We start from the raw sequence: 13,879 nt of genomic DNA, 5'->3' as shown, positions 1-13,879 counted from the left end.
AAAAGTATAACTATAAATAGCCTCATTTTGATGATATAAATTCTTATCAACAAGCTCAAAAAACAATATTTCACAACTTAACAAACTTAATTACAATTAATTATATTCAAATATTTTAATACAACATATAAATAAAGCTCATATCCTACTGAATATCAAAATAAAGATACCATAAAAAAGCCCCGTAAATTTTATTTCACGAGGCTGAGAGAGTAGATTAATTGATATTACTTTTGAAGAATGATGTCAGTGGTGTGCGCTTTGTTAAGTGGAAATTCATATCCTCCCCTCTTCTTCATGTTATTGCTTTTTACAGTATAAGAACCCATACCATTAACTTTTGCCGGTTGCTGCAACCTCATCATGGCATTAGGTGTATATGCATTTGCCTTGCTCAGTTTTAGGCGAATTTCGCCATTTATCGTATTGTAATCTAACTCATCAATGGTTCCGGCGTCAAGGCTAATCCAAAGTCCTGCAGGTGCGATGTAAACCGCAGATTTTGCTGCTGTAGTTAATTTAACCTTGATGTTATTACCTGTTTTGTTCAGGTTGCCACCGAAAGCCAGCCAACCAAATTCAGGATGGTTTAATACATACGATGAAGTATTAACAGCGTAGCCAAAAAAACCAGATCCGTAATCGCCGGTAATGCCGTCATTTTTTAAGGTTGAAGGGTAAGCATGAAATGCTGCAGGCGCAAACCCATCCTGAGTGATATTGGAGATCGCTCCCAGCAGTCCACCATAACCTGCTCGCAAAAGATAGAAATCGCCGGGATTTTTACGATAATCCATCAATACAGGAATGGCATTGAGTGCCGAACCATAATGATGGATCATCCGCTCGATACGCGAAAGCTTACCTCCGTAAAGAAAATCCCAATACCGGCGGGCATTACCATTGTAGGCCCAATGCGGCACTACAGGCATATAGGCTAAGATGGCATCAAGTGTTACATTTGCTTTGTCCTGATAGCCAAAATAGCTCGACCATACATAAACCTCTTCTTGACCTGTAGAGTCCCAAGGCATTTCACTACCAAAGGGATATTGTAAAGAGCGCCAGTGATTAGCCCGCTTTTTCATTTCATTTTCTAACCTGGTTGCTTCATCTGTTAATCCTTCATTTTTAAGGTCGTTTAGGATGAGGTAGAAAACTGTACCTTCCATTTGGCCAAACTGTGCATAATAAGGGGCAATGTTAACCATAGCCATACCCGTTTCAGCCGCATCAATCAGGTGTTGTTTCCAGCTCTGCTCTGCTACCAGGCCGCTATAATTTCGGGCCAACCGGTACATTACCCAATGGGCAGCCGCAACATGCGGATAGTTGTAAGACCTGCCCAGGTTATCAGCTTCTTTTTTTGGCCATGCAGACCATGTTTTAAAATTGATATTTGCAGCATAAGTATCTTTAGGGAGTGAATCTGGCGCATAATAAAACAAGCTCTTTTTTACGCCATATTTCTGAGGGCCGTTTTTAAGCTGTATTCTGCCAAACATTACACTATCTACAAATTGTTTCAGCTGATCAACTTCTTCTTTTTTGGGTTGTACCAGTTGTTTCATTATTGCACCCAGCCATGATCCGGCCCCGCCCTCGTCGCTTAAGCCAGCAATCCAGGCCCGGTTATCCTGCGTTACCTGTTGTTGTTTTTCATTATCATAAGTAATCACTGAAGGGCTTCTTTTAAAAACAGGATCGGCCTGGTTAAACCATTGTTTGGTTGTTAAAAAATTACCATAACTAGCAATCACATCACTTTCGGCTTCAATTACTTTATAATTTATCGTTTGCTCCAGGCCATCTTCATAGGTAATGGACAGCCTTGCTCTTCCCCAGGCATTTCCCTTTACGGAATAAGTTTTCCATCCATTTTTGGTAGAGGCTAAAACACTTACTTTCAAGGCGTTTTCGGGCAGAACCTGAATAGATTTAATTTTTTTAGGGTAGCTGATAAATAATTTCCCTTCCACATCTTTAGGCAGCACATAACCTGGAACAGCTATCGCTACCGGTCTTTTATTTTCAATCAGTTTACTTTCTATATCTTTTGCTGTTCCTGAAAGGATAAACTGAAGGGCATAACTTCGGCTTTCGCCAGGCTTTAAAAAGGTGGAAGTTGCGGTGTTCCATTGCTCAGCGTTTTTCCATTCATTTTCGGCATAGGCTTTACTGTATACCATCCATTCGTAAAAGCCTTCAAAAGCAATTCCACGGGGTGTCCGGTCGTCATTAAGCGGATTGTAAGCTTCAAATGGCGTATGTCCTAAAGGCGTAACAAGCAAAGATGGTGCATGACCACTTAAGCGGGTAACCTGCAAATAACCCGCATCTTTTCCGATGTAGGGATCGTAAAAAACATTTTTAGCATGGGTTTGCTCCAATGTGCGGCCTTCTAAAATATTATCGAAAATCATCGGGATACCCAACGCACCAATTTCTATGTTTTTATCGGTCTTGTTTTTGAGTTCGAAGCGGAGCACCAGTTTTCCATTTAACATTTCCCAGATCCGTTTAACCTGTAACGGAATATCAGCAGGAAGCGTTGCAGCCAGATCTGCAGCAGCGAGTATGTTTTTACCCATGGGAATATTTTTTACGGGACTTCGTTTTGCGGCCGTGCTGAAACTTCTCCAGCTTTCTTCGCCCATGTAGCGTAACTTTAAATTGATATCACCCAAATGGTATAAACCATCTGAACTCCGCACTTTTAAACTGTCGCTGGGCACAAAATCGAAATCCTTAACCATTTTGGGCTGAAGACTTGCCACTGTTTGGGACGACTTAACGAGCTTTAGGGTAAATGCTCCGGTATGGTAAGTCGAGAACCCATTTTCGAGGCCCAAAGTAGATGGCTTTTTGCCTAAAGCAATCCATGGCGACTGGGCCATAATTACCTCAATATTTAGAAAAGGTAAAATACAGCAAAATATTGCTTTAAAAGTTATTATAGATAAAGATCTCTTCTTTTGTGGTTTGCGATTCATGATGACCAAGTGGATTTAGGGATGTGGTTTAATCAAAAATAAAATTTAAAAGATAAAGCTGGCATCGAACTTAAAAATAGCGCAAAATCGGTAAAGAATTGGTGTATTTATGGGGAGTTGGGCCTGAGGCGGAGCGGATAGGCGCGATAGTGCATAGCAGCGAGCAAGATGAACAAAATAGGTTGACTCAGATTTAACTTCCCGCAGATTACGCAAAACACGCAGATGATTAATCCCTGAGAGGAAGCCAACCCCATCAGCACAGCCCCATATACCTAAAAGTGGTTGCAGCAGCAGCTCCGAATGAAATGAGGACTATAGCGGAAAGCGCGGCTGACATTGATTGAAGTGCAGGAATGGCTTTCCTATATCAAATGATTAACATTTAAGAAGTATAAGGGCATTTAAGGCACAACGATTATATTGAAATACCCGGAGCATTTAACTTCCCGCAGATTGCGCAAAACACGCAGATTATTAATCGCTATATCGGCTACCTAAAAGCGATTGCAGCGGCAGCTTCGAATGAAATGAGGACTATAGCGGAAAGCGTGGCTGACATTAATTGAAATGCATGAATTGCTTTCCTCTATCAAATGATTACCAATTAAAAAGTATAAGGGCATTTAAGGCATTATAGCATAAGATCTTCAACAAGCTCAGCATCCCGATGCGGATTATTAAACTGCTTTACATTTCTCTTTTAACCATGCTACCTCTTCTGTTGAAAGAAGTGGCTGTAGCTGATCAAGTACCATTTGATTATACTGATTTAACCAGGCGATCTGATCTGGCGCCAAAAGTGTTTTATTGATGATTGTGGTATCGATAAAACATAAGGTTAAGGTTTCGAAAGTGAGAAAGTCACCAAATTCACTATTGCCCTGAGGGATACATAAAACCAGGTTTTCGATACGCACACCATGTTTTCCAGGACGATAAATCCCCGGTTCGATGGAGGTTACCATACCTGGCTTAAAGGCAACATCTACATTAGCCGGGCTAATATTCTGAGGTCCTTCGTGTACATTCAGAAAAAAACCAATACCGTGACCAGTCCCATGACCAAAATTTATGGCGTGCTCCCACAATGGTTTCCTACAAATAGCATCGATTTGATAACCCTTGGTACCTTCCGGAAAAATCAGTTTTGAACCTTCTATCAGGCCTTTTAACACCAAAGTATAATCATCGGCCTGGGTTGGTGAACAATTACCAATGGGCATTACCCTGGTGATATCGGTTGTACCATACAAATACTGGCCCCCGGAATCGACAAGAAACAAACCATCAGCTAAAATTTCCTGATTGCTTTCTGCTGTTACACTATAATGCGGCAATGCACCATTGGCATTATAGCCAGCAATCGTATTGAAACTTAAACCAACGAAAGATGTCTGCTCGGCCCTAAACGTGGCCAGTTTATCTGCTGCAGACCATTCTGTAATCTTTTCTTTCCCCAAATGATCTTCCATCCATTTAAAGAATTTCGTTAGCGCTATGCCATCGTTTAACATCGCTTTACGAATATGACTAACTTCTGTATTATTTTTTAGGCTTTTTAAATGTGTACTTGGGTTAATGCCTGAAATGATTTTAGAACCACCTGGCAAGCACTGATACAAGCCGAAACAGGTACGTTTTGGATCGATAAAAATCTGTGCATTTTTTGGGAGGTTTTTTAATGCATCAGCCACCACATGGTAAGGGTGCAAAGTTATACCTTGTTGATTTAAAGTATCGATATCTGTTTGTGATAATTTCTGCTTGTCGATAAAGAGTTTCACCTCAGCAGGTGCAATAAGTGCAAAACTTAAAGTTACCGGATTATAATCTACATCTTTTCCCCTGAGGTTAAAAAGCCAGGCAATGTCGTCAAGCGATGAAATGAAATGATAATCTGCCCCATTTATTTTTAAAGCAGCCCTTACCTCGTTTATTTTAGCCGAAATGCTAAGCCCCGCAGCTTCTTCGCCAATTAAAAAGGCCTTTTCTACGGGTAACCCTACCCTATCGAGCCAAATCGTGCTGATAAAATCAACGTCAGTAATCTCAATTGCACGCTGGGCCAAACTATTCTGCATCTCGAGGGCTAAGCCAACCGTAATGAGTTGATGGTTAAAACCTACTTTTGCACCCTTTGGTAAAACCTGGAGCAACCAATCGATGTACTCGGGTGTATGAGGCACTTTCAACTTTACCAGTTCGTAACCGGTACCGCTCAGTTGCGTTTCAGCCTGTGTAAAATATCGCGAGTCAGTCCACAGCCCTGCAAAATACTGAGTAATGACCAGCGTTCCGGCTGACCCTGTAAATCCGCAGGCAAAAGGAATAGCCTTATAATGCGCGGGTAAATATTCACTAATATGAGGATCTGCCGCGGTAATGATATAAGCATCTACTTTTTGTACAGCCATTAATTGGCGTAAGGCCTGCAATTTTTCTACAAAGGTCATGTTGAAGAAGGTTTTTTGTCGGGCCAAATTTAAATATTAGATTGACATTGACACTTAAACAAACAAGAATTATACAAATATTACGTAGCCTATCCTGATGACCTTAGCAAATTGGTTTACCCTTAAAAAATATTAAGCGCCAATACAAAAAGAGGAATTAAACATACCGGTCAATTGCGGGCGCTTTAACCACCTCATAACTATCTGATTGCTGAAAGCTCCGCACATTAAAAACAAGAGCTGATTCTCTTTGGGCCAATGCGTGGATACCTAGTGTAAAACGTTGTTGAAACCGTTTTAGACAAACTTCTTTAGGGCAAATTATTTCATAACGGTCTATATCTTCCACAATCACATCCAGTACATAATTGGGCCACTGTTTTTTAATCAGATTCGGCAACCAGCTAAACTGCTGCATACTAATCAGTTTCCCCATTCCTTCAATTGCTGCTGGAGGAATATCTCCTCCTACAATCTGGATCCAGCTGCCTTCAACTTCATCAATAATACCCAACACTTTACATCCAGACAGCACCAACCATGGATCTTCCATGCCGGCCCGCATTAACTGATAGGATACGTCTTCTAAAAATTCATGTTTAAAAAGGTATGTAAGTTCGATCATAAGCTATTTCATTTTTTATCGGCAGATTATTAAGTCATAATCCCTGTATCAATGTTACCAGTCAAACGTTTTATGGAGATCGGTTTACCGAAATAACATTTAAAGCAAGAATCTACCGTTAATATCATCATGGCGTACATAAATGGTTGCTGCTCATCATCAACAGTTACACCACTGTAGTACATAGGTAAATTAATATAGGCTGTACAAATGTTATCAATGTAAGCCTCAATTCCTATACTTTAGGTACAAAAAGGGTAAAAGTACGGTACGGTCGGGCATATCAATAAGGCATTTTATATGATAACATAACATTTAGGCACCTATACCATCAGGTTCAGTAACGCTTTCTTCATTGATTTAGAAAAATTTAATAAACAAAGCAAGCATATTGAGATGAAGCCTGTGTTAAGACAATAACAATAATCGATGTGCAGTTCGAGATTTCTGCACATCGAATGTAGTGTGAAGCCGGCTAAATGGGTTTGATTTAACTGAACAAGCCTGCAAAAATTTTATTCGAATGTAATTTTGCCTGATGATCGTAAATATGTGAGGTACTCATGATCTCGTTTACACCGTATTTCGATACAAAAGCTTCTAAATTTTCGGTGATCGTTTTAGCACTGCCGATAAATGAATAATACAACATTTGTTCTACCGCTTCTTTTTCCAACTGGTCCCAATACACATTAATATCATCGACTGCAGGTTTCAACAATTCTCTTTTACCTGTAATAACACCTAAAAACATACGTTTTACAGAGCTTGATAAACGTTCTGCTTCTTCATCAGTATCGGCAGCGACCACATTTACACAGGCCATTACATAGGGTTCCTGTAAAAATACAGATGGCTTAAAGTTATTTCGATAAATGGAAATGGCCTGTTCGAAATAGGCCGGGGCAAAATGACTGGCAAAAGCATACGGAAGTCCTTTTTCTGCTGCCAAGCGTGCACTATCGGTACTCGAGCCCAGCACCCAGATCGGAATATCCAATCCTTCACCAGGAATGGCCCTTACACTCGCACGATTATTATCTGAAGAAAACAATTGCTGTAATTTATCTATATCTCTGGGGAAACTATGAACAGCACTAAAATTTTCACCACGGATGGCCACCGCCGTAACCTGATCGGTTCCAGGTGCCCTGCCTAAACCCAAATCGATTCGATTGGGGTAAAGAGATGCCAATGTTCCAAATTGTTCGGCCACAATTAATGGCGCATGATTGGGCAGCATAATACCCCCCGAACCTACACGAATACGGTTTGTACCACCGGCAACATAACCAATAAGCACCGCCGTTGCCGAGCTGGCAACACCAGCCATGTTATGGTGTTCGGCAAACCAGTAACGTGTATAACCCAAATCTTCAGACTGCCTGGCTAAATCGAGGCTTGTTTTAAAGGTATCTGCTGCAGTAAAACCGTCTAAAACGGTTGCAAGATCGAGAACGGAATAAGGTACGTTTTTTAATAAGTGATCAGCCATAAATTAAAGGGATAAAAATCTATGCTGCAAAAATATCTTTAATAAAACCAAGTCATGTTTATCTGGATATATATGACGTTTAACCAACACTAATCAATACACTGATGATAACCATTGAAGATTCTAAAGAATGAGAGCGCTAATTAGATGGTCGGGACTACACAGTTGTAGGAGTATGTATATTCTTGTAACAAAAAGAACGAACCTGCGCTCTTAGCTTAATTAAACTTATAATTCGGTAAGCCAAACCATTAATGGTGACGTGTATTTTATAGGTATTCCAGAATATTTTTATGGATTGTAGCTATTGCCTGCATCTTGTAAACTTAATTGACACATTTTTGCGTTAAATTAGTAAATAAGAAAAAGACTTAAAATTAATCCGTACAGATAGTTCCCTTTTCGGTACGAAAAGGCGTAATTTCGTTATAAGAGAAACAGATTTTTTGAAGATGATTAAGTGCATAGCCATAGACGACCAGTTTAGTTCCTTAGCGGGGCTACAAAAATATATTGAGGATACTCCAAACATGCGGCTCGTCCAGCAGTATACTGATCCAATTACGGCTTTAAGAGAGCTGGCCAACTCAGAAACGGTTGATGTAATTTTTATGGATGTGGAAATGCCCCAGATTTCTGGCCTGGAACTGGCCAAGGCCATCCGGTTTAGAACCAGAAAGCTCATTTTTACTACTTCGCACCAGGAATACGCTTTTGATGCTTTTGAAGCTGCAGGAGATGCTTATTTGCTTAAACCCTATAGCTATGCCAAATTTGCCACCACCATTACCCGGCTTTTTGGACAGGAAATGACAGGTGGAGCCAACGAAGATTATTTTCTGGTTAAAAACAAAGAAGAGGAACACCGTGCGGTGATGGTTAAATATGAAGATATTATTGCTTTTGAGAGTTTTCATAATTACATTAAAATACATACCGTAGAAAAAGTAATTATTGCTTACTTAAGCTTAAAAGATGTTCGGGAGCAGCTGAGTATTAAAAAAGATTTTATACAATTACACCGCGGTTATATTGTTGCCATTGATAAGATTTTGTATGTAGATGGCAACCGGATTACCCTGAATAACCACATTAGCTTTACCGTAGGCGATATTTATTATAATGAATTTAAAAATTTTATTGCTGAAAAGCTAATCATCAGTAGCCGTAAAAAATAACGGCTACTGATGAAACATTCAACAATTTTAAATGATACCTGTATTTGTAACAAATGTCGTAGTGGTAGGTTCGGAGGTGGTGGTGGTTTCACCTAACTTTCCACTATATTTTTTTTTAAATACAAAAAGTGTTCTTTTGGCTAATTTTTGAGTTTTCATAATCGTTTTTTTTCGAAAACTAGCGGCGACAACACCTTATAACTTTAACTGTTACACAAATAGTAAATAAGTCTTTATGAATAGGTTAAAATGGAGCAACAGTATGTTGCAAAACTGGTTGTATACATACCGGATACACATAATTGCATGGTCGGTATTTATCATCTGGGAAACCGTTATGGTTGTTTATTTTATTGGTATGTTAGGCACATTTGGAAACTATGCTATTCATTATACCATTAATATTACCTTATTTTACACCTATGCTTTACTGATGGAAAAAGCAACAACATTTCCTAATGAAGCAGTATGGAAAGTCCCCTTAGTGGTTATGCTCACCATCCTGACTTATTTGGGTATAGTTACCGGTGTTGATATTCTGCTAAATACTTATACTAACATTTTACCTGGAAAATTACCAAGTCTTAAGATCAGGGTAACCAAGGTACTTTACAGAGGTTCGTTCTTTCTTCTTTTTTCTACAGGTTATTATTTCTTAAAGCGGTTCATTAAAGAAAAAGCAGAGAAATCCCGTATTGAAAAACAGCGTTTTCAAATGCTTATTGATAAGGAAAAAATGGATAAGGAGCTGGCCATGTCTAAGAATGCTTTTATGAAAGCACAGATTAATCCCCATCTGCTTTTTAATACATTTGAGTTTGTACACCAGAAACTAAGCACCTACTCGCCTGAAGATGCCAAAGTGATGCTTTATCTTTCTGATATGATGCGTTTTGCCGCCAACACTCAGCATAATGAGGGCTTCGTATATCTTAGTGAGGAAATTTCGCAATGTGAAAACCTGATTGGTTTGCACCGCATTACCCAGGGTGCCATTTATATTGAACTGGCCAGCGGACCTGATCTTGGTGAAATCAAATTAATTCCACTTGTTTTGCTTACGATTTTGGAAAATATGTTTAAACATGGAAACCTTAATGATATAGAAAATAAGGCCACAATAGATGTTTATACCTTTGATGGCAAACTACATATCGAAAGCCGCAATTTACCCCGCTTAGTAAAAAGTAAGGTAGGCTTTGGCTCTGGAATGGATAATATCCGTAACCGGCTAAAATATGCTTACCATCAAAATGCCGAAATGACCGCTGGCATTGACGAAGAAGGTTTTTATACTTTAAGCATCAGTATTTCATTAAATGCGTTAACAATAGAATCTGAAGATAAAAAAACCGAACAAACGATCCATGTTTAACATTTAAATTTAGCTGAAATAAGAAAAACTTCCCTTAAACACATCTTCAACTCCGACGAAAAATATTATCGCTTTCTTTTATTTAATGTAACAGAATTATTACTATATTAAACCATCTTAATTGACGTTTTGATATTTAGATAATTCTTCGTTAATGAATTAAGTATAAATCTTAACCAAACAGATTAAAAAATGAGAAAGGGTACGATATGCTATGTAAATCAAAATAGTGGACATGGTATTATTAAAGATGAAAATGAGCAGAAAATTCAATTCTTTCTAATGGAACTTCAGGAAGAAATCAGGATCAATGATGAGATTTCTTTTGAAATCGAGCTTACCGCACGGGGACTTGCTGCAACAAAAATACATTTACTGAGTACGGTAGAATTAACGTCCTAAAATGTAGCAAACAGGGTGATCAGGAATTTATCTGTGATATTTTAAATACCGGATATTTAACATGATTTAAAATCCTCATTCAAGATTACCATTTCTCAATAGGTTGATAACCGGTTTTATCTTCCTTCCGGCTAAGTTTCTTTGTAAAATCCTCACCAAAATCGTGGTTATAAACTTTAAAGCTGATTTCCCATTCATCCTTTATCATTGGAGGTACAAATTTTTCAAACAGTTTTTCAAATGATCTGAAATTGACAAATGGTTTGCAAATGACCATATATTCAGAATCTGACTTCACTATAATTTCCTCAACAAGCTTTGGCCATCGCAATTTAATCTCATTCGGTAATTTCTGATATTCCTGCTGATCAATAAACAGTCCTATATTTTGGATAAGTGCTTCAGATAAGGAACTGCCTAACAATGGTTTCCATTCCCCACTCTCTTTTGTCATCCTTCCCAATAGCTGATCATGATCAAGCACAGTCCATGGCTCAGCTCTCGAAAGCTGGATAAGCTGAAAATGCATAACATCGCCATTAGGCAGATTAAAGAAAAAGTCGAGTTCGATCATCAATTATGAGGTGATACCGGATAATACTAAATCAAAAGTATTGAACTATTTGTAAAGCGCAAAAAACATAGCGATGAAAGGTTTAATTAGTATTTCTATTCCTCAATTTTAAATTATTGAACCGAACAATTTGATGTGTTCCTTAAGCATTAAATAACTGTTAAATAAAAAATTGATTTTTGTCATCAAAAAAATTCCAAAAACATGTTAAAACCGTAATATTAAACATACAAAAAGTTTAATATTAGCAATTATTAAAATATCTTTGCTGCATGAAAAGTGCCAAATCAACCACGCTATTGTTCCTTTTAATTACTTCATTTTCTTGTTTATCTGTTGGTGTTCTTGCTCAAAACAAACAAACCAAAGAAGCTGATATTTTCGAGAACACAGCCCATCTGAATGGCAACGATATGATTGAGCGATTAGCTGCCCAACGCAGTGCATTTAACAAAAACCGTTCGAAAAATAGCCTTCCAAAGGCTGAATATATCATTAATAGGACCAACCTAACCCTCATCAGCTTTAACGGCTTAGATTATTTCGTAAAAAACAATAGGGTAATAGGCATACAAGGACTAACTCTTTCGGACGAAGTATTAAACCAAATTACAGACAAACTGGTGCTTTTAGACAGCATCCAGTTTAATTACAGTGAGCGGTCGAATACGGAGCATTTTAATCCAAACATTGATTTTCAAAAGATCAGGAATATCGACCGTCAGTTTTTAATTACGCTTAAAATGTTATCGAGCACGGTGAGGGACATTGCTGCACTTGCAAAAAATGAAAATCCATCTTTAACGGTTGAGACCAACATTGCAAAAATGCGCTTACCAAATATTGATCAGGCCGCAGAAAAATCAAGTATGCAAACGCTGGTATCCTTATCAAAATAAAGGCATAATATTTCTTATTTCAGTTGGTACAGGACAATAATTAATCTGTCTTCTTTTCCGCATACACTTCGGCAATCTGGGCAGAAAGATATTTAAAAGCAACTGGCATTTCGGTAGCTGCATTTTTGATGCTTCCTTCTATAAAGATGAACCCTTTGTAATTTATTTTGTGCAGGGCTCTTAAATAGGGTTTAAAATCGTCACCCATCACACCAGGCAATGATCTGTTTTGTTTTTCGGCCACCTCACAAAATGCAACCAATGCGCCAGCTGCAATAATTTCATCTGGCGATTCCCCTTCACGCATCATGTGAAATATATCCGCATTTAGCCTGAAATTTGGATGATCAATCTCCCTTACAATTTCTGCTGCAGACTTTAACGAGGTGATGAAGTTGGTTTCGGTGGTTTCGAGATTCTCTAACGCAATGGTCACCTTATATTTTCCGGCAATTTGCCCCAGTTTTTTGCCCAAACGAATAAAATCTGATTTTGCCTTAACGATATTATAATCTGCCGGAATACTCCTTGCACCCGAGCTACCCAAAACAATAAACTTGATTCCCGCTTGCTGCGCTCTGGAAAGAACCGTTTCGGTATATGCTAAAACCTTTGCTTCATCTTCATCTGGCCCAGCTATTTTTATACTCGCCGGGTAAAAAAGATTGCAGGTTAACACTTTACATTTTGCAGCTTTAATCTTTTTCAAATTGTCACGAAACTGATCATCTGTTAAAACAGGCGAAAGCATCTTTGGAACCGATTCGCCAATCATTTTAAAACCCGAAACGTAAGCTAAACTATCCTGTGTTAAACCAGATACAATACCTAAACGCGGGTAGGACTGTTTATCGGAAATAAAACCACAAAAACCGATGCAGATCAGGCAGGTAAAAAAAGCTAAATAAGTAGTTTTCGTATTTCTCATATTATTCTTCAAATCATTTGGTTAAAAAAATGAAATCTTAAAATTCCCCGCTCCTATAGGTTTAAAGATAATATAAAATCTGGTTATTAGATTTTACATGAACAGAAATAGAAATTTTGAGGAAAACCGAATAAACAGAAGGCCCCTATTGATCGAATACAATAATGACCTCAGCCATTCGGCAGTTTTTAAATCCAGTTCGTCGACAATTAAGCTGTGTTGGTATAATAGCGGCATTTCTGCTGCAACGTTTTTGGGGTACAGGCGTCTTATCTACAAAACAATCACAAAATATTATTTAAAAATATAAACAACAGCATTATGAAAACCTCAATCAAAACCCTGACAAAATCGCTTTTAGCAGCTATCGTTTTAAGTTCTTCTATTTTCTCTACAAGCGTAATGGCCGATGAGAAACAACCAAGTAAAGTTTCTGCGCCTAAAAACGTCAATCAAGTAATTGTAAGCGGAAATGTAGAAGTTACCTTAATTCAAAGAGAGAAAGAAGGCATTAGCTACAATGATGACAATACAGGCAAAGTGAAAGTAACACAAGATGGCTACGCATTAAAAATCAGTTCAGAAGATAAAGAAGTGGCGAAGATTACGCTTTATGTGAATAATATTTATAGGGTTAAGGCATCTGACCACGCGGTGGTAAAAACCCAAGGCAAACTGGATGTTAAATATCTTCAGGTATTTTTAAAAGGAAATGCAGTTGCCGAAATCAATTCAGATACAGAAAGTTTATATACCGTAATCGAAAACAATGCCGATCTAAAATTGAGTGGTGCTACTGATAAACATACTTTGGTGATGGGTAAAACACCAAAACTAAACCTGGATAGATTTGCTGCTCTAACAACGGAAATGAGTAACCCGGATACAAACACCTTGCAAACGGTTGCCCTGGCGAAATAACCGCACAAAAAGACATAAAAAAAGCGACAGTGA

The 13,879-nt window shown here is 38.2% G+C and carries 11 protein-coding genes; 5 read left to right on the top strand and 6 right to left on the bottom strand.

Annotated elements, in window-relative coordinates:
* Positions 1 to 227 precede the first annotated feature (227 nt).
* The 4 genes from CA265_05680 to CA265_05665 form a co-directional block, all read right to left on the bottom strand.
* A complete protein-coding gene (locus CA265_05680) occupies positions 228 to 2,897 on the bottom strand; it encodes a hypothetical protein (GenBank protein ARS39189.1) in 2,670 nt (889 codons plus the stop codon).
* 776 nt (positions 2,898 to 3,673) lie between these two features.
* Positions 3,674 to 5,449, bottom strand: coding sequence for a Xaa-Pro aminopeptidase (locus tag CA265_05675; protein ARS39188.1), 1,776 nt, complete (start codon positions 5,447 to 5,449; stop codon positions 3,674 to 3,676).
* A gap of 157 nt (positions 5,450 to 5,606) precedes the next feature.
* Entirely contained in the window at positions 5,607 to 6,074 is a 468-nt protein-coding gene (locus CA265_05670; protein ARS39187.1) for a hypothetical protein, read from the bottom strand.
* Positions 6,075 to 6,564: 490 nt separating this feature from the next.
* Positions 6,565 to 7,569: an LLM class flavin-dependent oxidoreductase gene (locus tag CA265_05665; GenBank protein ARS39186.1), complete on the bottom strand. Its 1,005-nt coding sequence runs from the start codon at positions 7,567 to 7,569 to the stop codon at positions 6,565 to 6,567.
* 452 nt (positions 7,570 to 8,021) lie between these two features.
* Between CA265_05665 and CA265_05660 the strand changes: the two genes are divergently transcribed.
* The 3 genes from CA265_05660 (at position 8,022) to CA265_05650 (ending at position 10,524) form a co-directional block, all read left to right on the top strand.
* The gene (locus CA265_05660) at positions 8,022 to 8,747 is read left to right on the top strand and encodes a DNA-binding response regulator (GenBank protein ID ARS39185.1); all 726 of its coding nucleotides are present in this window, start codon (positions 8,022 to 8,024) and stop codon (positions 8,745 to 8,747) included.
* Between the two features lie 235 nt (positions 8,748 to 8,982).
* Positions 8,983 to 10,122 carry a hypothetical protein gene (locus tag CA265_05655; GenBank protein ARS39184.1) on the top strand — a complete coding sequence of 380 codons (1,140 nt, stop codon included), beginning with the start codon at positions 8,983 to 8,985 and terminating at the stop codon, positions 10,120 to 10,122.
* 192 nt (positions 10,123 to 10,314) lie between these two features.
* Positions 10,315 to 10,524 carry a hypothetical protein gene (locus tag CA265_05650; GenBank protein ARS39183.1) on the top strand — a complete coding sequence of 70 codons (210 nt, stop codon included), beginning with the start codon at positions 10,315 to 10,317 and terminating at the stop codon, positions 10,522 to 10,524.
* Between the two features lie 85 nt (positions 10,525 to 10,609).
* Here CA265_05650 and CA265_05645 read toward each other — a convergent pair whose 3' ends face one another.
* On the bottom strand, positions 10,610 to 11,098 hold the full coding sequence (locus tag CA265_05645; protein ID ARS39182.1) for a hypothetical protein: 489 nt from the start codon (positions 11,096 to 11,098) through the stop codon (positions 10,610 to 10,612).
* 272 nt (positions 11,099 to 11,370) lie between these two features.
* Between CA265_05645 and CA265_05640 the strand changes: the two genes are divergently transcribed.
* Entirely contained in the window at positions 11,371 to 11,997 is a 627-nt protein-coding gene (locus CA265_05640; GenBank protein ID ARS39181.1) for a hypothetical protein, read from the top strand.
* Between the two features lie 40 nt (positions 11,998 to 12,037).
* Here the strand turns inward: CA265_05640 and CA265_05635 are convergent, their stop codons facing one another.
* On the bottom strand, positions 12,038 to 12,925 hold the full coding sequence (locus tag CA265_05635) for a hypothetical protein (GenBank protein ARS39180.1): 888 nt from the start codon (positions 12,923 to 12,925) through the stop codon (positions 12,038 to 12,040).
* Positions 12,926 to 13,246: 321 nt separating this feature from the next.
* On the opposite strand from CA265_05635, the gene CA265_05630 reads away from it, so the two are divergent.
* On the top strand, positions 13,247 to 13,846 hold the full coding sequence (locus CA265_05630) for a hypothetical protein (GenBank protein ARS39179.1): 600 nt from the start codon (positions 13,247 to 13,249) through the stop codon (positions 13,844 to 13,846).
* Positions 13,847 to 13,879 lie beyond the last annotated feature (33 nt).

The sequence above is a fragment of the Sphingobacteriaceae bacterium GW460-11-11-14-LB5 genome, from assembly GCA_002151545.1.
Lineage (GTDB): Bacteria > Bacteroidota > Bacteroidia > Sphingobacteriales > Sphingobacteriaceae > Pedobacter.
This window is presented reverse-complemented; position numbering and strand designations above follow the sequence as displayed.